We start from the raw sequence: 20,971 nt of genomic DNA, 5'->3' as shown, positions 1-20,971 counted from the left end.
TATGAGGTAACGGATTTTCGCAGAGATCTCCTAAGGCTTTCATGGAAGCCTAACCACTTTAAACCGATTTTTTATCTTTATTTTGTTTGGGAAATTGCATTAACAAGTTGGTTCAGTGATTTCTTGACCGCTAAGGGGCGGCCAAGAAGTTTCTCGAAATCATTGCTTTCCACTTCAAGTGAACCGTTCCGGATGCTTTCTTGAATTCCCACAACAATCGGAATCACAAAATCGGGTAAACCTAAGCCTCTCATAATCTCTGCATATTTTTCGTCACTCACTTGTTGTACAGGTACTTCTTTATCCAGTATATCACCAAGAGCAGATGCCAATTCTTCTTGAGTTAAAAGAGGGCCTGAAAGTTCGTACACTGTATTTTCGTGGCCGTTCCCAACCAAAACCGCTGCCGCTGCATCTGCGTAATCTTGTTGCAATGCCCAGCCCACTTTGCCTTTTCCGGCAGAAGTGACCCATGGAGCTCCTGCTAGGACACCTTGAATGCTTCCGATTTCGTTTTCAAAATACCAGTTGTTGCGCAAGAAAGAGTAGGGGATACCGGTCTTAATAATGGCCGCTTCTGTTGCGACATGGGGCGGAGCCATAAGATTTTCGCTCTCTGTAGCATTGGCCAAGCTTGTGTAGGCAATAAATTTTACTCCTGCTCGTTCAGCTGCTAGAACCGCGTTTGTATGCTGGCGGATTCTCGTTTCATTGTCGCCATCCGCAGAGATAATTAATAAGCGGTCAATGCCTTTAAATGCCTCATCCAAAGTATCTGGATGGTCAAAACTTCCTTGGCGAACTTCTACTCCACGGGTACGTAGGTTTTCTGCTTTCTCTGCGCTACGCACACTTACCGCCAGCTCATTGGCAGGCAGGGTTTTCAATAATGATTCCACAACCTTCGAACCTAATTTCCCTGTTGCGCCTGTAACTAATACTTTCATTTTATAATCCCCCTTAAGATTAATTTGGATGTAACGATGATCATTACATGTATTCATATTAGTTACTTGTAACCGTAGTGTCAACAGGTTTGGCGATATTTGTTTTTTGCCTGTAATTTGATACAATAAACTTGTAACTAAATCAATTACATGATATTAGATATATTATATAGAAGTAATAAAGGTGGTGACTGAACATGTCCATCAGCAGCCGGTTTGCTGTCGGAATTCATATATTGACCCTGATAGAATTCAATAAAGAAGGGGTAACGTCTTCTGATTTTTTGGCTTCAAGCGTAAACACAAATCCAGCGGTGATAAGAAAACTCATGGGTATGCTAAAAAAAGCCGGTTTGATCGAGGTGCATCCAGGCATTGCAGGAGCAAAACTTGCAAAGACTTTGTCTGATATTACCCTATTCGATGTTTATAAAGCGGTAAATGTGGTCCAGGAGAAAGAATTGTTTAACATACATGAAAATCCACAGCCCGAATGTCCCGTAGGCAGGAACATCCAGCATACAATTGAACCAGTATTTGCAGCAGCGCAAGGGGCAATGGAGAAGGTTTTAAGAAATGTTACATTAGAAGATATTGTAAAGGATATTGCTGCTAAAGAAGCTACTGGGTAGACGAGACTTCCAGGGAAATGCCTTTTCTCCTTGTCCTTCAACCAGCCTATAGCAATAGTTTAGATCTATATTTTCATGTGTGCCTCAAGGTATTGCTCTTTCAGTAGCCTATAATGGCGACATTCCCATGTAGGGTCGATAAATCAATATGATAAATTTGTTGTACTAAAAACACCTTCGCTATTTGAAAATGCGAAGGTGTTTTATTGCGAAGGTGCAATGAAGCGCAGATAGTGAGTGATACTATCTCGGTTCCAGTTATGCAGCTAATTGGCAGGCAAGCTTGTCTGAAAGGGGATTTTTGATTATGTTAATATGAAGTGGGATTGTGGAAGAATGTCTGACAAACTGCCTAAAGAATTCTTTGATCATTTTAATGACACGAATTTTATAGCTGAAAAAGTTGATGGAATTATTGGTTTTTAATCGGATTTTTGTCCCAATCTGATCCGGATGTTGTCTTTGTCATTTTGTGGGTGTTTATTTTGAGTTTCTTAAAAAACTAGTTGGAAAGATGCTTTACAATGAATTTTTATGCGATAAAAAAGACGGGAAGAAAGATTATCCGCGTTGTAACTTCACCATTAAATGAATTTTTTTCCGTAAAATAGAAGCAGGAGGTTGGTTAACCTTCATTTTGAAGCGGTGCAAAAGCTAATTACTGATGCTTACGCGTGCATTTATATTGAAAAACTTGTTCCTTGTTTCACCCTTTTACTTATTCTAAGTCCAAGCGCACCAAACAAAAAGACGAAACGCCCCGATAGTCTGGAGCGTTTAGTCCAAAACAATGCTAATCTTTTGTTACGGTTTTAAGACCACTTTTGTACACTCATCCAAGCGATCGTTGAAAATTTTATATGCCTCACTCGCTTGTTCCAATGGCAAGATATGCGAAATGATTTCGCGCGGATCGAATTCCCCGTTTTTGATTTTTTCGAACAGCATCGGCATGTAATGGATGACCGGTGCTTGCCCCATCTTCATCGTTAAATTGCGCTCGAACAGATTGCCTAACGGGAATTGGTTGTAGTTCATTCCATAAACGCCTGTCAATTGAATGGTCCCGAATTTGCTGACCGCGTCTTTGGCGATATTGATGGCACTAAGCGTTCCGCCTTGCAGCATCAATTTTTGCTGAATCGCTTCGGCAGGGGTTTTTTTGCCGTCCATTCCCACACAGTCAATGACCACTTGAGCGCCGCCTTTTGTAAGTTCGTGGATAAATGCCCCCGTATCATCATGCTTTGTAAAATCGATTATCTCCACATTGTTGATCTTTTTTGCGCGTTCCATGCGGTAGGGAAGTTCGTCAACCGCAATAACCCGCTTAGCCCCTTTCATCCAGGCAAACTTTTGCGTCATCAAACCAACCGGCCCGCAGCCGAGTACGACTACAGTATCTCCTGGCTTGACGCCGGAATTGTCAACGCTCCACCAAGCCGTCGGAAGGACATCCGACAAAAACAGGACCGATTCATCTTCCAGCTCTGCTGATTCCGGAATGACTAAGGGCATGAAGTTGCCATAAGGTACACGTAGATATTCGGCTTGACCACCTTGGTAATCGCCGTAGCGATCCGTAAAACCAAAGTAACCGCCTGTGTCGTAATGTGGGTTGCGATTTGAATTATCGCACTGGCTTTCCATCTCATGGTTGCAATAAAAGCAATGTCCACAGCTGATGTTAAAAGGCAAGACGACGCGGTCGCCTTTTTTCACTTTTGTCACATCCGGTCCGACTTCCTCAACGATCCCCATTGGTTCATGGCCGACGACATAGTCTTTTTTTGCCGGCAAAGCGCCTTGGTAAATATGCAAATCCGAACCGCAAATGGCTGTAGAAGTAATTCGCACAATAATATCCTCATTTTCCTGGAGTTTAGGGTCTTCTACTTCCTTGACTTTCATGTCCTTTGTACCTTGAAAGGTAACTGCCTTCATACTTGTCTCCTCCCTTTGTTCATAATATTCTTAATATTATCCCTTTTATTTATTATAAAACACAAAAAAACATCAAAATTTAAAAGCGGTAGGGATAGAATATTCTTAGGGGCTATTTCTTATAAGATTAGAGTTAAAATCAAACTTTTCGGGTGTTTTTCTATGGTGAAGGAGAAGAGAAAAAATTAAAAGATTATCTTTTGAAAGTTTGCCTTGGACTTTTAAAATGAGAGTGTTTCAGTTTACATATGAGGGCTTATAGGAAGGTAGGACGCGAAAAAGATTGCTTCTTTCCTTCCTTTTGTTCGTAAAATTGTACTTTTTACGAACGGTTCTAGTCTCACTGGCAATTGAACTCTTTCTGAGGTATAGGTAGATTAGAAGAAATATTTTTACGTATTAAGTGTTACTTCCTAAACTTGATGAAAGAGAGGGTAAAGCTCCATGGAATATCCTTTTAGACCAAAATCTAATCGTTTTTTGTTGCCCGGGCAATTCTGGGCTATTCCTTTAGAGAATGGAACATTCGCTTGCGGAAGAGTAATAGCAATCGAACCTGATAGTAGAACAGGTTTCCTTACAGGTTTAATGGATTGGATTGGCGATGCACCTCCTTTAGCAGATGATATAAAAGGTTGTAAAGTGTTGGCCCAAGGAAGCGTCCATATCAAAACCGTGCATGAAACAGGATTAAACGGAATGATTTTAGGTAATTTACCGCTTACAGAAGATAATATTAAGCCATTCTTCTTTAAATCCCAGGTAATGTTTGCGGAGGATTGTCTGTTAATGCGAGGTTATAAAGTGATTGGACCAGCCTCAAAAGAAGAATCGGAAAAGTATGATGTATTCTCTACTTGGGGGTACTCGTTCATAAAAGTACTTGCTGAAACTAGGCTTGCTAATGAAGAACTAAGAATCGAAGAAAATGACTGAGGTGTTGCCAATTACATCTCATCAGATTATTGGAAGGGAAAAGTCATTAGAGCTTTTTCCTTCTTTTCCATGGAAACTTGTACTTTTACGAACGGTTTTATTTCCAAATATCTCTGGATGTCTCAGTTACCACTCAGTATAATTTAAAAAATCGGTTACAAGGAGAACCAGGCAAAGGAGAATTGGCGATGAATGATGACAGACGTACAGAATAGATGAATTAAAAGTGGTTCAAAGACAAAAGCAATTTTTACAGATGCTTGAATCAAATAATTATCCGCCACACCAACTTCTTGCCTCTAATGCGGATGAGGAAATATGGAACAAAATAAACCAGGGGAGAGTAATAGAAAGAATTAAAGAAGTTAGCCTAGAATCCCTCCGAAAACAGATTGGTCAAATTTTCTCTGCCAGCGAGAAATTAGGGACAGTGCTTTACTTTAGTACAGACAGTTTCCTCGTTCAGTTTAATAAAAGTGAATTGATTCGGCATGCGGATAAGATGGTTGAAGATCTCTCAAAGGATGGGCTCTTGCATTGGTTCGTATTTTCAATCGACTTGAACCAAATACTTTTTTTAGAGGAAAGTGAATACGGCTATTTTGAGCTAACTTATTATGAAAGAAATATTTAACTTGGTTTACATATCAGAACTTATTGGCGGTCTGATAAAAGAATATCGTACTCAAAGTAACAAATTGGTAAGATAGTATGTACATAGCCAAAGATAGGACTGGTGAAATGGTAGCTGAAATTCCATATAGCTTCCTCATTCTTTTAGGAGGTATTAAAGGCTGCTACTTGGAAGGATTCTTTTGCGAAAAGACCGATTCATGAATACAGATAACTTTGATGGAAGTTGATTAAGGGATGAATGAATTGACTAGAGACTTGGCAGATTTTTTGGAGGAAGTGCTGTGGGTATTTACTGATAGCAATAAAATCAATCTGTTAAAAGAAAAAGCATTTGAGTGTTCCAGAGAATTTGAAGTGGCGTTTCCTGCCATGACGGATCTGCTTAAAAAAGCAAGAATCACAGAATTTAACTATGGAAGCAAGATAAAGTAGAAATGGAAATAGAACCGGAAGACTTTAATTCGTTTGCTTTTGAAGCAAATGGAAAGGTCACGATGTATCATAAGCAAACTGGAAAGGTTCTGATGTATGCTTCTGATCTTTTTTCCGATTTCATTACTCCATATAAAAACTATCCAGAATATACACTTTATCAAATCACTAATTGCAGAACCTTCAAAGAATGGGTGGAGACGGTTTCAATTCAATGGATTAATCATTTAGAAAGATAAGGAAAAGTGAGAATGAAACTTCTTCGTCTTATGACTCCTTAACTTGATTGCCGAAACCATTCAAATACAGCAAGCGAAGGGAATCAAGCGAACCGATTTTGAAGAAGTTAAAGCTAAATTATTAGACCGGTTCGGGGGAGAAGTGAAACGGATCGACACGGATTTAGTGGTTGCTCCGCAGTCTCTTAATCAAATTGTCGAATTGCTGATGGGCCAGAACCAGAAAATCAGCGAGCTGCAGCAACTCATGCAACAGCAGCCGAAAAATCAATTGCCAGATCCGGTGAATCATAAAGAAGTTCTTATGGAGATGAAAAATGAACTTAAAAAGAGCCAGGAACGAGAAGAACAGCTTTTGGCTATTGTCCAGCAGCTACAAAATGACCTGGATCAATTGAAAAATGCCCCGGCAAAATCCAAGTGGAAATTTTGGGGCAAAGACTAGGTTTTGAATGTAACTTATGTGCAGAAAAGTTACATTCAAATCTATGAAAAGCAATCAAGGAGTGTAGATGACATGGCGAAAAAAAAGAAGAAAGTAAAAAAAGAGAAAGAAATATTTTACGATTTCAATCCATATTTTTCAAAAAAAGCAAAAATGGAAATCAAAATCGATGAAGTTGGCGTTTCATTTGTTGGAAATTCGGAAGGATATCTTTCACTGTCCAGATTCTTTAGCTATTTAGCAGAGGTTCATACGTCGATTCGAGAAGAATCTCCTCAACCAGAAGGAACAAATACAGTACAAGGATATGGAGCTTACCATTTCAAAGACTACGTAAGGGAAGAAAAAATTCAACAAGGGGATTACGCCTTTAATCCCGGGCCCATTAGCAACTTAAAGCCCGAGAATCATGAACAGGATGTTTTGTTTTGGTTATCGGATGTAACAGGTCCAGCTTTTTGGCAAGAAGACGAAGATACGAAAAAAAAAAGAAAAATAATACGCTTTGAAAGCGATTGAGAACGATGGGAAGTGAATGTAACTTATTGTGAATTAAGTTACATTCAAAACATTAGAAAATGGGTATTCACGCGGTAATTAATCATGCTGCTAAAAAGGATGGGATGTAATGAATTGGAATAAGATTAATAGCTCTACAGACATTGAAAATTTCATGGATCTCTTCGGAGGATTTCACGACAGCTGTTTGAAAGAACTTTATATGTCGACGGAGACTTTCGTTGATGAAGACCTCTCCATGAGTATGTCGGTCAATCTAGATACATGCGTCCGTATTTTATTCCAAAGACAAGACCGAGATCCCTCGGCCATCGAATTGCTCTTTAAAGGGGTCACTCACTTTCATATACAACCACGTTCAGAAGACCAGGACTCAATCATCTATGGAGCAAAACTAGTACTAGAAGAAGGACAATTCTATTGGGCAGAGGACGAAGAATGGCAAATTAATCACCCGTTTCTTCATCCTGTAAGCTGGATCTCTGCTAAAGAGCTCCACTGGCGCGATGTTAGCCAATGGATGGGCAAAGAGCAACGATATGGCGTAATTAGCAATGAAGAAAACTTGTAAGTAATGTGAATTCTGAATGTAACTTAATAGCAATTAAGTTACATTCAGAACCAATGATGGTACCTATAAAAACAGAAGAAAATACTGAAACTGCGCTGTCTAATTCCTAAATTGAAGGGAATGATCTTGATGTATTTGAAAGAAGAAACGCTTTTTAGAAGTACCCAGTGGCCAATTATTGATGCCGATTGCAAAAAAGACCAGGTGATCGTTCTCTTGAAAGGGAAGGGTGAAAATAGTGTCCAGTTAAACGGCAAAACGATTTTTACTGGCCCAACTGGACATTGGAAGATTCGGTTCACCAAAGACCACTTTTGCCTCTTGAACCACACGACCTTATCTTTTTATACACTGACAGGGGAATGTATTTTTGAATGTGAAGTCGGCAATGATATCTTTGAATTATTCCCTTATCGACATGGCGTTCTCTGTATTTATGGCGATGAAGGCGTGTTCGGCAAGAAACTCGGCAAAAACCGATTAAATTACGCTGCGCCATTTCAAGATCCAGAATCCTACTACGATATCGCTCTCCAAAATCAGCTGGTATATGACACGCTTTTTGCTCGTTACAAACCTTATGCTTGCCTTAGTTTTGGTATGGACACCAATGAACTGTTCTTCTTAGATGCGGAGCTAAATCGAGAAAGAACAATGGATGTTCCTTTCCTTACGGGTAATATTATTGCGTTTGCCCTTACCTATGAATTCGGGGTGTTTCTTGAAGAAAACAAGCTGCTGATATGGGAATTTAACACAACGGGAAAACTTTCGGAATATCCTGGAGCGTTCACCTACAAGACCAGAGCAATTTTTTCTCGCCATGAGTATTTATTTATGACTGTTTCGGAACAGGAAGTACGGGGGGTTAAACCAGTACTGGATCGTTATTCGTAAGGTAAGCTAATAGAAAACCAAGAGTAATAGAATCACAAATCCCATTCTGAATGTAACTTATGTCTAAGTAAGTTACATTCAAAACCTTTATTTCAGTAATCTTCGAAGAGTGAGAGATAAGAATGGATTTGCTAGAAAAAATGATACATTCAAAAGGCTATTCTATATGGTTATAAAATCGTGTTTTTAAAGAATCTAAGTTTACATATCGTAAAGTTATCAGAAGGGAAGGAACCCAATTAAGGTTTCTTCCCTTTTTGCTTGGAGAAGTGTATTTTTACGAACGGTCATATTCTCTGGAGGTTTGTTGCAGGTTTTTAAAGTAGCGGATATTAATATGAACTGATGTTTTTATAACCGTTTGAAGGGAGAGCTAGATATAACGAAAAATAAAAAATCCGAATGTTCTGCGAATGGTAAGGTAATATTATAGGAAGAGGCGGTGTTTTCCTGCTTCTATCCAGTGAAAAAACAAGGAAGTACTCCCATTCTATTTTCAACCTAAGGAGTTCTTTTGGTTATTCAGCAAAAGTAAGTGGAGGGAGGTCCGCAATATGTGGTTTAAGATATTACTGTTCCTATTCATCGTGTACGCAGTGAACGCCATCATCAAATTCGCTCTCAAGAAGTGGCTGAAGATTGAGCCGCGGAAGAAGAAGTTCTTTTCGAATAATTATGTGAATCAAACTCACTTGAAAGTGGACTGGTTTGTGCGGGGGATCTTGTTGATTGCAGGGGTGGCAACGTTGTTTTATGTCATTGTCGAAGAGAATTCAATTGTTTACATGCTCGTCTATCTCATTGTATTTATCATTCTGACTTATGCAGTGGAGGCATACTTTGAGTGGAAAGCTTCCAAGCACCCGAAGCAATCCCTTTTCATCTTAAGTGAAATGTTTGTCTTGCTCGTTGCGGTTGCCTTGCTGATCCAATCAAGTTCATTCTTTTTAGGAATCATTGAGGGTGTCGTGACTGAAAAAGCGGAAACAAGTTTTACTGTGGAAAGGGTGTCAACTGGCTTTTGGGACGATTCATCTGTCGAGGAAGTGCATTTGACGGATGCCACGGTTTTCAAGGGAAAAGTGGAGGCGTATGAAGAATTGAAGGAGGGAGATTTGGTGCGTGTGATGCCGTTCGATCTGCCCGCTGACTTTTCGTATTCTCTTGCTGCGGAAGTGACGGTGGAGTGACAATGGAAGCGCAAACCGCATGGCAATAGGTTTACATATCATGAGATTACCGGAAGCCCTATAATTAAACAGAAAGAAGATGCTGAGTTAATAGCATCTTCTTTCTGTTTAATTACTTCTGATAACCTCGTGGTATGTAAACTGCTTCACTTACTCTTAGAGAGTCTGATGCTCTTTTTCTCATTTCGTCTCTCTCACTTTTGTATTCTAAAACAATACAAATCCTTGAATGGCTACAACTAGTGCAAAGACAGAGGCGAAAATCAAAGAGTAGGCAGTTGTTTTTTTCTCTTTTCGAAACTCTTTGATTCCCATTACCAACAACATCAAACTCATAGAGAGCAACATAAAGTGTCGGTATTCGAAGTTCTTTGTGATTAATGAAAAAATAGCCAATCCAAACGTAAGTACTCCAAATAAAATATGCAAAACCGTTAACAAGAGACTTATTCCTCCTTATGTCGTTCTTTATGAATATTTTTAGGAATATTTCCCATTATTTACTTTAAAGTATTTTGACTATCTTGAACACAAGATTTCGAAAATCTTCAAAAATATCATTAGAAAAAAGAATATTGTCTTCGGATTTTTGCAGGCAGGCAGGTGAAAAATTAAGCTGTCAAAATGAGTTCTAGTCCTTTACGATAAAAGAATAGGAAGCCATCAGCGATGACCTTTCGTGCACCGGAAGATACTGTAACTGTCCTCAACATCAAACCGTCAACGCTCTGCTAGTATTCGTTATTACTCGAACAAAGTGAGTATATCTTTTAAAAAAATGCCCAGGGTCATCGTTTGTACAGCGATACAGACCTCATGGCTTTACGGAAGTTCATAACGCTCAAGGATAGCAGCGGAATGACTTTGGAAGACAGTGCATGCGGTTTTTATGGCCTAAAACGGAAAGCGTAGCGGGCCGAGCTAGGCTTTCTGAAGGGATACAAGGTGATACGGAACGTCACAAAGCGGCAATAAATGAAATGACACTTGAGGAGCGTCTGCAGCGGATGATACAACACCAACAACAGACAATCGATCGAATGGCGCAAAGCATTCAAAAGCAAGAAGAGCAAAACGGACAAATTTTGGAGGAAGTGAAAACACTTAAGGGCAGTGTGCAGCCACTTGATGCCCCTTCCGTCCGAGCAACCAAAGATAACGAGTGCAGAATCGCCCTCACAGCAAGTAAAAAGCGAACCTGGGACGATAACGCTCCTAAAAGACATGCGAAGTTTATGAGCCAGGATCTGAAACGAATAAAAGGCACTGATTTAGAGGAATTGAATATAACTTAAGTGCAGTTAAGTTACATTCAACATAAAATGGAGATGAATAGGAATATGAAGAATATGGGATTAAAAATGATTTGGATCATACCTAATGTCTTACTTTATCTCTTAGCCATCGGGATTCTATGGTTTATTGTTATTAATGCCCAAGCCCTTCAAGAAATTAGTAGCTTGGGGATTTGGATATTTATTTTGCTCCTTCTTTTACTAGTAAACTTTTTCGGTTCTTATCGAATAGTGAGCTGGATAAAACAAGGGAAACTGTAAATGTTTCTTTTATTGTATAAAGGAATTTGAATGTAACTCAATACTAAGTAAATTTCATTCAGCACAAAGGAAATACTGATTTTTTATAAAAGAAAAAGGACCTTAAAAAAGGTCCTTTCACTAAAATATAGTTTAATTTATTAATCGATTAGCTGTTTTACTACGGCCATTTCTTTGCCAAACCGATCTCCATGGTCCTCAAATCCCAAACTCCCATATAAATTATGGGCGTTCAAGTTGTCTGGATGATAGCCGACCACAACTTTCGTGGCGTTCAGTGATTTGGCCATCTCAGCAATCATCAATTTAGTTGCAGCTTTGCCGATTCCTTTACCTTGGAAGGCTTTGTCTACCATTATTCGGTATACCCAATAGCCGTCAAGTTCCTCTGGGACAGAGTTATACATCAAAAAGCCAACCATTTTATCGCCTGTATAGATGGCATGAGGTTTTAAGCTAGTTTCAAACTTTGACTGAGCGATCGATACGGCATTTGGTTCCATGTATTGCTTTTGTTCTTCTGATACCTCTAGTTCACAGCAGTCATACCAGTTCTCTGTGTTTAATTCGACGATTTTCACATGTTCTGTATTCATCATTTTCCCCTTTCGAATTTCGGGGAATGCGAAATAGAAACGTTAATTAGGCGTTATCCCCTTGTACTCATTGATGGTAACGGTGATGTTGTTTGTCATAATGAACGCCTCCTCAAATAGCCTATGGCCGATTTAATGAAATTTCTGGCCCTTTTGACTATAGCATTTCTCGTTGACCTTTCCTAAGCATTTAAGGAACAAAATACCCCGAAAACTAACTATGAATGCAACTTAATAGGAAAAGAGGTACATTCAGAAGCTTGATACTATAGGATTATTAGAAAAAAATTGTCTAATTCTCTCCATATAATAAGGTGCAGTAACACACTGGTTTTAGAGATTCTGAAAAAAAGTTTTTATAAAAAATTATTTTACCTCTCAGGAGTTTATCAGAAGTACTTGATTTCGGTAATTAGAATAAGAACGAGGGAAATCCTTAAATGAAATCAACCCAAATGGCAGCCGCTTATTAAAAAATGGCTGCCATTTGGGTTGATTTCTCAAACGAATAGATGAACGATTCAATAAAATGATAGATGTTTTGTCAGGCCAAAGCTTCTCTGTAATCATAGTTATTTTTCGTATAAACATATCCTTCTAAAATCAATCTAGCTGTGCGCACCACTTTTATATTGCTGATATGGCCGGCAATTAAGTCTACTTTCGTTTCAATGATCCCTGATGGATGGCCTAAGCGCAACACAGTATTTTCGACTTGGATAACATCATTTAAAATGGTATCTGTTAAAAAGGCTCCCGCGGTTGTGCAAATAGCACCCGTGATTGCCAATGCCTGATGGGGTTTTTGCATGGACATCATTCGAATTCGACAATCCATTTCATCTACTTTCCGCTCAACACCATTAACATCCAAATAGGTTTCAGGAGGAGCGATTATCGTAAGTTTAGGCACTGCGGGCGATTTCACTGTAGCTTCTTTTTTAGTTGAAAATAAGCACATTTCAGCTGCTGCTGAACGGATTTCTTCTAATTCCCTTAGTTTTTCCACAGTAAACTCGTGCGGCAATTCCGACCCGGTCAACCCTACATCTTCTGCTTTCACAAAAACCAGAGGGTTGGCGACGTCAATAATGGAAACTTCAAGCAGGCCGTTTCTTGTTTCAATCCGGTCAATCGGATTTTCAGTCGGGAACAGCTTGCCAGTGACGGCGCCTTGCGCATCTGTAAAGGATAAATAGATAGGGGAACCGGTCCCTGGAACACCAGGGATTTCGCATTGCCCTTCTGTTTTCACCCGCCCATTTTCCACTTCGACTTCAGCGATGATCACTTTCTGTGTATTGGTATTAAAGATTCTGACGGCTGTCATAGGGGCAGATGCTGCAACCAATCCTTGCTCGATGGCATATGGACCAACTGCGGAAGAAATGTTCCCGCAATTCCCTTTAAAATCAACCAACTGATTTTCAATACTGACTTGTGCAAAGGTATACTCCACATCGATATCCTTCATCTTCGACTTTTTGATGATTGCTGCTTTGCTCGTCAGGGAGTTTCCTCCACCTAGGCCATCAATTTGCCGCTGGTCGGGGCTTCCCATAATATCCAATAAAAAGCTATCCCAAAGCAAACGGTCCTCAGGCATTTCCTCGTAATTGATAAATACTCCTTTACTGGTTCCACCGCGCATCACGGCAATTGGTACTCTCATCGGATGAACCACCTTTCTGAAAATTCTATTGCTTCTAAAAATAGAATATGGTAATTTGGTTCATAAGTGAAATAGATATTTTGAACAATAACTTATCAAAAAAACTTATAACCTAACTGGAGTGATTGAAATGGACGAAAAAGATTGGGAAGCCATGCAAATACTATATGAAGAAAAAAATATTAGCCGGTCCTCGGAACGTTTATACATCTCACAGCCAGCTTTAACGTACCGTTTAAAAAATCTGGAGAAAGAAGTTGGAACAAAACTTTTTTTCAAAACGAAAAAAGGGATTGAACTGACCTCAGAAGGGATTTATCTAGCTCAATACGCGGAAGAAATGATTACAAAGCTTCAAAATACAAAAGATTATCTTCAAAATATGCAGCAGGAAATCCGTGGCACAATCCGTTTAGGCGTTTCAAGTAATTTTGCTCAATACAAATTGCCTCCGTTGCTGAAGGAATTTTTGACCACTTATCCAAACGTCCAGTTCAGTGTAAACACGGGATGGAGTTCAGACGTAATGGGACTTCTCAATTCCTCAGGCGTTCATCTGGGAATTCTGCGCGGCGATTACAATTGGACGGGATCGAAGACTTTGCTGCAGACGGAACAATTATTTTTGATTTCTAAAAAAGAAGTAAATCTGGAGGAAGTGCCGGAACTGCCCTTTATCAATTACAAAACAGACAGTTCGTTAAAAGATATCATCAGCAAATGGTGGCATAATCGTTATATTGAACCTCCGATGATTACAATGGAAACCGACAGGCAGGAAACGTGCAAAGAAATGGTGAAAAATGATCTTGGAATCGCCATTTTGCCGGAGATTTGTCTTCGCCCTTCAGATGAGCTCTACAAATATCCCTTGTTTTACGAGAATGGAGAACCGGTGACCCGGGATACTTGGCTAATGTACAACCAGGAGTTTTTAAAATTATCGACGGTGCGAACATTCATCGACTTTCTTGATGCCCACCCCTCTTTTTGAAAGTTGACCGATTAGACAGACAATAGGTTATAAGTTTTTTTATTCATTTCTAATAAAATTTATCTATTTTACTTATTTTAATAGATGGAATATTCTTATAACTAATTCAATTTGTTAAGTAATCGGGAATCTTAGCAGATTTATATTATTTGTAAGCGAATACATTCAAAGGGGGAATTCTTATTCTTACATTTTTAGGGGTGTCAATGGTTGTTGCATTTACGTATCCTGATTATGGCGAAAAAGATGTCGCCGGTGGCGGCGTTGGTAGTGGTTCCAATTTTCTTTGCTTTAATCGGAGGTTTTTGGTCGGGGCTAGGGGATATGATGATGGAGGGATTGAAGCAAGTTGCTCCTTCCGCGGCATTGCTGTTATTCGCGATTTTGTTCTTTGGAATTTTGATCGATGCCGGCTTGTTTGATCCGTTGATCAACAAAGTCTTGAAAGTTGTCAAAGGGGATCCGGTAAAAATTGCACTGGGTACAGCCGTCATTGCAATGATTGCGTCTTTGGATGGCGACGGAACGACTACTCATATGATCACCATTTCAGCGATGCTGGCGCTTTATCTGCGTTTAAAGATGAATCCGTTGGTTTTAGCGACAATCTCTATTTTATCTGTAAGTATCGTCAGCGGCATGACGCCGTGGGGCGGACCGGCAACACGGGCCATTGCATCGCTTGGGCTGGATGCCAACGAATTCTTTATTCCGATACTGCCGACGATGCTGGCAGGGATGCTCAGTATTTTGGGCGTGGCTTATCTGATGGGCAAAAAAGAACGGGTCCGACTTGGCATCATCACAGTGGAAAAGATTCCCGCAGCCTCAGAAAGCATGCTTCAGGTAGCCGCTACTCAGGCTGTGGAAAACGACTTGAAACGGCCGAAACTGATCTGGTTCAACTTGATCTTGGCCGTGGCCATTATGACGATTTTGGTGATGGGCTTATTGCCGGCACCAATCAGTTTCCTAATCGGTTTTGTCTTGGCAGCTACCATCAACTATCCTAATTTAGCTCTTCAAAAAGAACGGATTTTGGCTCATGCCGGAAATGCGATTACCGTAGTCGTTCTTGTTTTTGCAGCCGGCATTTTCTCGGGCATCTTTTCCGGAACTCAGATGGTCGACGCCATCTCCAATTCGTTGATTTCCATTATTCCGGCTTCAGTCGGTTCGTTTTATCCGTTGGTAGTGGCGATTACCAGCATGCCATTTACGTTTGCGCTTTCAAACGATGCCTACTATTTCGGCGTCTTGCCGATTTTGGCAGAGGCGGGAGCTGCTTATGGCGTCAGTCCATTGGAAATTGCCCGAGCATCTGTTTTGGGCCAGCCGATTCACTTCCTGAGCCCGCTTGTCGCTTCCACGCTTCTGGTTGCCGGCATGGTGCAAAAGGACATCGGCGAACTGCAGAAGTTTGCATATAAATGGGCCTTTATTTGCTGTATCACCATCATTGCGGTGGCATTTATTACAGGAGCGATTTAAACCAAAAAGGGATTCCGCCATGAATGGCGGAATCCCTTTTTTATTTTTCTTTGTCGCTGTCTAAAATAATCTGCGTAATCAGCTTTGCCAGTTTCATGACCGTATGGAGGCGGGTATCATTCAGGAACTGGGAACTGGGAAACGGATCGAGGTAATTGACGATGCCTTGGAAGTGATAGTCGCCTACTGCCGGAAGCATTTTTTCAAGGGCTTTTCCAGGAACTAAAGGCCCCTCGTTGAATAGCACATCGCCTACTTGTTCTTTTTTCCCCAGACTGGCGTCAATGCTGATCAGCAACGGATTGTCACTTTTCTTATAGATGTCTTTTAAGACGATCTTCAAATTAAATGCATGAACCGGTTCTTCCAAGGTGCCGTAAACAGGGTGGGAAATTCCATTTTCCAGCATCATGCTGCCGATTAACGGACCGAGTGAATCCCCGATATAACGGTCCGATCCGATGCACAAGAAAACCACCTCGCGCTGTTGCTGTTTCGCTTCCACAAAAATTTTCTTCAGCTTTTCACTCAGCACTGCCATCTCTTCATTTCCAGTTTGTCCATTGAAATGTAAGGGTGACTTGACCGGAACTTGTAAATGTGAATTTTTATATTTCCGAAAAGTATGCATGGATTCATACCACCTTCGATTGTATTTGTCATGGTGAGCATGCCCTCATTATAGCTTTAGAACCACTCCGATTGATAGGAAAGAGCTTCTATTTCCAGAAGCTTTGTCCTGTTCTATTTCTTTCAGCACTTCGTCGCTCCAGCCTGTAAAGACCTTGAACTGGATGTTGCTGTATTTCTCGGAAAATTCCTTGAGCACATCGGGCAGGATGAAGCGGGCATAATTACTGGAAACTCCCAAGCGGATAAATTGATAGAGGATATCTGCGAAGAGTTTAATCAGTACATTTGAAGAGGACGCAGAATGAAGTGAATTTCATATGTTCTCCTTGAAATGAGAGGAAACTGCATGGATTTAAAGTAGAGAGGGTTGTCGGAGCAAGTCAATAGAAGTGTATTTTTACGAATGCATAAAAAAATGATGGTTTATTTAAAGCAAAGTTGAATGAAGTGGCCTATGTTCAACAAAAAATTGTTTAAAGTGAAAGAAATAAGTGCAGTAAAGTAGAAGTAGGGGAGGAAACTTCTGATTAAAACTCTTACCTTCTGTCATAAGTTAAACGAGCAATCGGAAAGCAAAAAACCGAATGCGCGAAAACGCAACCAGTTTTTAATCGTCCATTTATTAAATTGAATTGATGTACGAGTCTAGTTTTTTTTGTATCGCTAAATAGTTGGTTGTAAATAAAATATAAGTATTTTCCTTTGTGAGGATAACGACTCGATCAGTTGTGCCATAGGGCATTCCAATTCTTATTGCCTTTTTTTCTTTTCCAGCATAAGTATCATCCGTGGCAACTGCTAAAATATCAGCTAGTGGAATTGTGATCTTTGTTAATAGCCATCTAATCACAATCTCAGAATTAACTTTTTTTACAAACACCTCAAACAAAATATCCCTCCTTCTCATCAATTAACTTATTTTAACATATTTTGATAACTTAAACTATTTCTAATCTTCAGTAGTTTGCATTTACACATCCGCTAATCCCTTAATTAATAGCGTTATCAGCATTTCGGTTAGCCGGCTGTTTAAGACAAGCAGTTAAGGAGGAAGTTTATGAAGAAAATCTTTCTTTTTGTACTGGTTTGTCTGTTTCTCTTATGTTTAGGAGCTGCAGCTTCCTATTTACATGAAAACTACCATAAGACACCCGAAAGCGCTTTGGAAGAACTAAGGCAGCAGACAGATGGTCATGTCCTGAATTTGCCGATGAATGATCTAGTGCTTCTCATTGAAGAAAATGGAGATATGGCAATTGCTTTTATGGAAGTGGAGCGCCTATTCAACTTATATAAAGACTTTGAAGTCATTCCCACTCCTTTGAATATCTATCGCTCGGACTTAGAGAATGAAATTCCTTATGCAATAGGCCCTTGGTATTTAGAAGTTACATTCGGACTGATCAAAAATGAGAAAGTTGCATATACAGCGCATGGTAGCACAGTCCGAAAAGACAACGCGTCTCCTGTATATGGAGTTGAAGACGTTTTATCGGACACTGATCTATCAGAGGTGAAGGTGTGGTTCATCACTTCAAGATCCACTTCTCAAGTAGATGTGGAAAACAAGGTTTTCTTTCTGAATGAAAAAAAGGAACCTATCGAGATGGATAACAAAGAATTTTCAGCAGAAAATGACTAAGGAGAGAAGCGTTGGTCATGGATGAAGAGGCTCGTGAATCGGGTGCCTCTTCTTTTTTTTCAAAAGAGCCGTTATATTCAGTTCGAAAGGTTGGAGTGAATATTTTGGTATTTATCAAGGTGTTTTTAGGGAGAGGATCTAGCATAGGCTACTACTTAAAATGAATTAGTAAAAACTGCTATGAATTTAAAGTTCGCAATAATTATAAACAGAAAATTCGGTTTATTTTAAGGTAAATTTGGAAATTTGGGTATAATGATTTAAAGGAGGAGGGTGGCGGTGAAAAAGTCAGTGTTGATAGGAATCGTTCTATTTTTGAGCGGTTGTTCAATGGGAGAAAGCACAAAAGAGGTAAATAAAGCAACAGCAATTCCTGAATCTGAAGTTTTGACTGACAATCAAACTAAACATATTGAATTGGTTGAAGCTAAAGAGAACACCAGGTTAGTCGAGTGGAGCTCAGACACTATGGATCGCGGAAATCACGATTATGACACCCTTATTCACAGCAGTTTAGTAGTTGAAATGGGGTACCAAAAAGTTAACCGCGGAGATGTGGTGTATTACAAAACACCTGAATCTGCTATTAATAAAAATCCGCAATTACCTGAACACTCTATTGCCAGAGTAGTAGGTTTACCAGGTGAAACTGTGGAAATTCGTGAGGGTCAGGTTTATGTGGACGATAAAAAACTTGATACGTTTTATGGGGTTGCAACAGATAGAGGGCTCAGCAAGGCTGACTTTTTTGAAATGGCAGAGCAAAACATTGAAGAAGGAACTTGGACAACAGATGAAGAAGTTTCTAAAACAGAATTCATAACTTGGGTGAATCTGGATGCCAAAGAAGAGTATTTCAATACCTCAATGGAACCTGTAAAAGTATCAAGCGAAGCAGTTTTTGTCTTAGTAGATCAATGGTGGAGAGGAACAGATAGTAAGGACTTCGGAGAATTACCGCTGGAAGCAATTGAAGGTAAGGTTTTAGGATATTCAAAAAAGTAGGTTAATAAAGAATAAATGAATGCCGTCATCTGGAGGTATTTTTTCACTCTAACTAACTTCTTTGTTTATTAACTCTGCTAATTGCCTTAGTTTATTCTAAGTTGATGGCAGCTAATTAGACAAACGGGACTTTAAGTGAATAAGCCCAATCCTGCATGAAAAGGAGAGTGGTCTTCATGAAAGCTGTTTTAAATTGGCAAGGCGGGATGGTGTTTAGTGGCATGACAGAATCCGGCCATATGGTATTGTTGGATGCCGGCACTGAAAGTGGCGGTTCAAATCAAGGGGCACGGCCTCCAGAAGTGCTTTTGCACGCCGCTGCTGTTTGTACCGGAATGGACATCGTCTATGTATTAAATAAAATGCGACTGGTAATCGATGAATTCTTCATAGATATTGAAGGGGATCGTGCATCAGAGCACCCTAAGCGTTTTACCGATATAGCCATCACTTATCATATTAAAGGCGAGTTGCCAGAAGACAAGGTCGTGCGGGCGATCAAGTTATCAAGCGAAACGTATTGCACCGTGGTTCATTCGCTCAATGCTTCGGTTGAATACAAATATGTTTTGAATGGAGCAGCTAGTAAGGTTGTGAGTTGAATTATTCAGTTGTGCCTGGGTGTTGAGAAACTGAAGGAAATAAATTTATAACACATAAGGCAGCCAGCAAACAATAATAGGTTATAAAAACCCTTTGAAGTCAGGAATTGAACCTGCGGGCATTCACCAAGGTTTTCATCCCGATCGAAGAAAATGAAATTGAAGTGCTTTTATTCATGGGTATTATTGCTGAATCGATAAGCGGCGAATAAGCCAGAAAGCTCTGTAGAAATTGTTTGTGTGCCTGGCACACAAACAATCGCGAGGCATGAATTAGGAGTTTGGCAAGATCCGCATACTATTAGATCTAAATCGAACTAAAAGTTCGTCTTTGGAAACTTTTGTAAATGTGTATCGTTGTTATAGAATATACAACTTTTTCTCTATTGAAATTAAGTATAAATAAGGCACGACTATTCCTTTAAGTGTTTTGGTCAATAGTCATCTCAAATAAAGTTAGTGGAGGCGTATTTATGTGGTTTATATTCGGTCTTATCGCCATAATTGCCACTTGTATAAATCTTTGTCTGTACGCAACAGGCAAAGATTATAAGTTGGCCATGGCAATGGGATTGTCATTTACGGTATTAATAGTAGTTGCAGATTACAGTATGGTGGCCTCTTGGGTAAAGGCGGAAGATTGGTCTGCCTTATTGGATGTAGTGCCGACGATGGCAGCAGCGCTATGGGTTTTGACGATTCTATCGATTTTGTTGAATATAACGCCTATACTTTTAGAGATGAAAAATAGGAAGTAATTGCTTGTGAACTGAACCCGTAAATAGAATCACTTTTTTAAGCGTCAATCATTCGGGGTTCATTTCATTTATGGAAGGGATTGTATCTATGAATATTAGACCGACAATGATGATAGTCTTTCTATTATTTCTGTTCTTTCTTTTTGCGTTTTGTCTTGAAGTTGCAACTTATTCCACTTTACCGCCAAATCGAGGCGGCATGAGTTTTTGGTTAGAATTGCAGTATACCTGGTATCTCTCCATTTGGTTTTATGCAATGCTTTTAAGTATTGTTTTATTATGTTACTTGGGATTCTTAAGCTTAAGGAGAAAATAATAGTTTACTATATGGCTTTGGTCGAGTTACTTGTTCTATGTAAATGCAGTAAGCATCGACCATGTTGGAATTATGCAAATATTCATTTTTTAAAAAGTAGATGTTATAAATGAGTCCATTCGAAATGCAAGAGCTTTTCGAATGGCGTGACCAAGAAAAAGACCGGCTCCATCCGGGTGGAGCCGACTGCAATATTTCAATTATCATGCGCCCACACATAAAACTTCCGGAAGAATCGCGTTGCTTGCGCAATACGCGTGTTTGTTTGCACAATAAAGCCGTTTGTTTGCGGTATAGGCGAAGTTGTTTGCGGTAGAG

General features: G+C 39.7%; 24 protein-coding genes and 2 pseudogenes. 18 read left to right on the top strand and 8 right to left on the bottom strand.

Annotated elements, in window-relative coordinates; all coding sequences use genetic code 11:
- Positions 1-77 precede the first annotated feature (77 nt).
- Positions 78-947: an SDR family oxidoreductase gene (locus ACRC6Q_RS09385; protein ID WP_431466397.1), complete on the bottom strand. Its 870-nt coding sequence runs from the start codon at positions 945-947 to the stop codon at positions 78-80.
- A gap of 197 nt (positions 948-1,144) precedes the next feature.
- Here ACRC6Q_RS09385 and ACRC6Q_RS09380 point away from each other — a divergent pair, with 197 nt between their 5' ends.
- Positions 1,145-1,579: an Rrf2 family transcriptional regulator gene (locus tag ACRC6Q_RS09380; RefSeq protein WP_431466396.1), complete on the top strand. Its 435-nt coding sequence runs from the start codon at positions 1,145-1,147 to the stop codon at positions 1,577-1,579.
- Positions 1,580-2,383: 804 nt separating this feature from the next.
- Here the strand turns inward: ACRC6Q_RS09380 and ACRC6Q_RS09375 are convergent.
- Positions 2,384-3,523 (bottom strand): zinc-dependent alcohol dehydrogenase, encoded by a 1,140-nt coding sequence (locus tag ACRC6Q_RS09375; protein WP_431466395.1) that lies wholly within the window; start codon positions 3,521-3,523, stop codon positions 2,384-2,386.
- 444 nt (positions 3,524-3,967) lie between these two features.
- On the opposite strand from ACRC6Q_RS09375, the gene ACRC6Q_RS09370 reads away from it, so the two are divergent.
- The 9 genes from ACRC6Q_RS09370 (at position 3,968) to ACRC6Q_RS09330 (ending at position 9,388) form a co-directional block, all read left to right on the top strand.
- Entirely contained in the window at positions 3,968-4,459 is a 492-nt protein-coding gene (locus ACRC6Q_RS09370; RefSeq protein WP_431466394.1) for an Imm26 family immunity protein, read from the top strand.
- Positions 4,460-4,685: 226 nt separating this feature from the next.
- On the top strand, positions 4,686-5,093 hold the full coding sequence (locus tag ACRC6Q_RS09365; protein ID WP_431466393.1) for a hypothetical protein: 408 nt from the start codon (positions 4,686-4,688) through the stop codon (positions 5,091-5,093).
- A gap of 236 nt (positions 5,094-5,329) precedes the next feature.
- A complete protein-coding gene (locus ACRC6Q_RS09360; RefSeq protein ID WP_431466392.1) occupies positions 5,330-5,527 on the top strand; it encodes a hypothetical protein in 198 nt (65 codons plus the stop codon).
- Positions 5,528-5,529: 2 nt separating this feature from the next.
- On the top strand, positions 5,530-5,766 hold the full coding sequence (locus tag ACRC6Q_RS09355; RefSeq protein ID WP_431466391.1) for a hypothetical protein: 237 nt from the start codon (positions 5,530-5,532) through the stop codon (positions 5,764-5,766).
- Positions 5,767-5,809: 43 nt separating this feature from the next.
- Positions 5,810-6,211 (top strand): hypothetical protein, encoded by a 402-nt coding sequence (locus ACRC6Q_RS09350; protein ID WP_431466390.1) that lies wholly within the window; start codon positions 5,810-5,812, stop codon positions 6,209-6,211.
- 72 nt (positions 6,212-6,283) lie between these two features.
- A complete protein-coding gene (locus tag ACRC6Q_RS09345; protein ID WP_431466389.1) occupies positions 6,284-6,730 on the top strand; it encodes a hypothetical protein in 447 nt (148 codons plus the stop codon).
- A 109-nt stretch (positions 6,731-6,839) separates the two neighbouring features.
- Entirely contained in the window at positions 6,840-7,301 is a 462-nt protein-coding gene (locus ACRC6Q_RS09340; RefSeq protein WP_431466388.1) for a hypothetical protein, read from the top strand.
- A gap of 129 nt (positions 7,302-7,430) precedes the next feature.
- Positions 7,431-8,198, top strand: coding sequence for a hypothetical protein (locus tag ACRC6Q_RS09335; protein ID WP_431466387.1), 768 nt, complete (start codon positions 7,431-7,433; stop codon positions 8,196-8,198).
- A 554-nt stretch (positions 8,199-8,752) separates the two neighbouring features.
- Positions 8,753-9,388, top strand: a complete 636-nt coding sequence (locus tag ACRC6Q_RS09330) for a DUF4181 domain-containing protein (protein WP_431466386.1) — start codon at positions 8,753-8,755, stop codon at positions 9,386-9,388.
- A gap of 207 nt (positions 9,389-9,595) precedes the next feature.
- Here ACRC6Q_RS09330 and ACRC6Q_RS09325 read toward each other — a convergent pair whose 3' ends face one another.
- The gene (locus ACRC6Q_RS09325) at positions 9,596-9,829 is read right to left on the bottom strand and encodes a DUF3953 domain-containing protein (protein ID WP_431466385.1); all 234 of its coding nucleotides are present in this window, start codon (positions 9,827-9,829) and stop codon (positions 9,596-9,598) included.
- Between the two features lie 348 nt (positions 9,830-10,177).
- Between ACRC6Q_RS09325 and ACRC6Q_RS09320 the strand changes: the two are divergent.
- Positions 10,178-10,300: pseudogene (locus ACRC6Q_RS09320) on the top strand (hypothetical protein); the annotation flags it as partial.
- A complete protein-coding gene (locus tag ACRC6Q_RS09315; protein WP_431466384.1) occupies positions 10,267-10,683 on the top strand; it encodes a hypothetical protein in 417 nt (138 codons plus the stop codon). The pseudogene ACRC6Q_RS09320 and the gene ACRC6Q_RS09315, both read left to right, overlap by 34 nt.
- Positions 10,684-11,084: 401 nt before the next feature.
- Here ACRC6Q_RS09315 and ACRC6Q_RS09310 read toward each other — a convergent pair whose 3' ends face one another.
- Both ACRC6Q_RS09310 and ACRC6Q_RS09305 read right to left on the bottom strand, forming a co-directional pair.
- Positions 11,085-11,540: a GNAT family N-acetyltransferase gene (locus tag ACRC6Q_RS09310; RefSeq protein ID WP_431466383.1), complete on the bottom strand. Its 456-nt coding sequence runs from the start codon at positions 11,538-11,540 to the stop codon at positions 11,085-11,087.
- 544 nt (positions 11,541-12,084) lie between these two features.
- Positions 12,085-13,212 carry a 2-methylaconitate cis-trans isomerase PrpF family protein gene (locus ACRC6Q_RS09305; protein ID WP_223638861.1) on the bottom strand — a complete coding sequence of 376 codons (1,128 nt, stop codon included), beginning with the start codon at positions 13,210-13,212 and terminating at the stop codon, positions 12,085-12,087.
- A 130-nt stretch (positions 13,213-13,342) separates the two neighbouring features.
- On the opposite strand from ACRC6Q_RS09305, the gene ACRC6Q_RS09300 reads away from it, so the two are divergent.
- On the top strand, positions 13,343-14,206 hold the full coding sequence (locus ACRC6Q_RS09300) for a LysR family transcriptional regulator (RefSeq protein ID WP_223638858.1): 864 nt from the start codon (positions 13,343-13,345) through the stop codon (positions 14,204-14,206).
- 182 nt (positions 14,207-14,388) lie between these two features.
- A pseudogene (locus ACRC6Q_RS09295) lies at positions 14,389-15,697 on the top strand (CitMHS family transporter).
- 40 nt (positions 15,698-15,737) lie between these two features.
- Here ACRC6Q_RS09295 and yyaC read toward each other — a convergent pair.
- From yyaC to ACRC6Q_RS09280, 3 genes are all read right to left on the bottom strand, one after another.
- Complete coding sequence (yyaC, locus tag ACRC6Q_RS09290) at positions 15,738-16,328, bottom strand: spore protease YyaC (protein ID WP_431466382.1); 591 nt, start codon at positions 16,326-16,328, stop codon at positions 15,738-15,740.
- A 48-nt stretch (positions 16,329-16,376) separates the two neighbouring features.
- Positions 16,377-16,568, bottom strand: coding sequence for a hypothetical protein (locus ACRC6Q_RS09285; protein ID WP_431466381.1), 192 nt, complete (start codon positions 16,566-16,568; stop codon positions 16,377-16,379).
- A 384-nt stretch (positions 16,569-16,952) separates the two neighbouring features.
- Positions 16,953-17,219: a hypothetical protein gene (locus ACRC6Q_RS09280; RefSeq protein WP_223638846.1), complete on the bottom strand. Its 267-nt coding sequence runs from the start codon at positions 17,217-17,219 to the stop codon at positions 16,953-16,955.
- 168 nt (positions 17,220-17,387) lie between these two features.
- Between ACRC6Q_RS09280 and ACRC6Q_RS09275 the strand changes: the two genes are divergently transcribed.
- The 4 genes from ACRC6Q_RS09275 to ACRC6Q_RS09260 all read left to right on the top strand — a co-directional run bounded on the left by ACRC6Q_RS09275 (position 17,388) and on the right by ACRC6Q_RS09260 (position 20,337).
- Positions 17,388-17,972: a hypothetical protein gene (locus ACRC6Q_RS09275; RefSeq protein WP_431466380.1), complete on the top strand. Its 585-nt coding sequence runs from the start codon at positions 17,388-17,390 to the stop codon at positions 17,970-17,972.
- Between the two features lie 279 nt (positions 17,973-18,251).
- Positions 18,252-18,977 carry a signal peptidase I gene (gene lepB / locus ACRC6Q_RS09270; RefSeq protein WP_431466379.1) on the top strand — a complete coding sequence of 242 codons (726 nt, stop codon included), beginning with the start codon at positions 18,252-18,254 and terminating at the stop codon, positions 18,975-18,977.
- Between the two features lie 176 nt (positions 18,978-19,153).
- The gene (locus ACRC6Q_RS09265; protein WP_431466378.1) at positions 19,154-19,579 is read left to right on the top strand and encodes an OsmC family protein; all 426 of its coding nucleotides are present in this window, start codon (positions 19,154-19,156) and stop codon (positions 19,577-19,579) included.
- Positions 19,580-20,052: 473 nt separating this feature from the next.
- Complete coding sequence (locus ACRC6Q_RS09260) at positions 20,053-20,337, top strand: hypothetical protein (protein ID WP_431466377.1); 285 nt, start codon at positions 20,053-20,055, stop codon at positions 20,335-20,337.
- Positions 20,338-20,971: the final 634 nt, after the last annotated feature.

This window comes from Planococcus sp. SE5232, assembly GCF_050686535.1.
GTDB lineage: Bacteria > Bacillota > Bacilli > Bacillales_A > Planococcaceae > Planococcus.
This window is presented reverse-complemented; position numbering and strand designations above follow the sequence as displayed.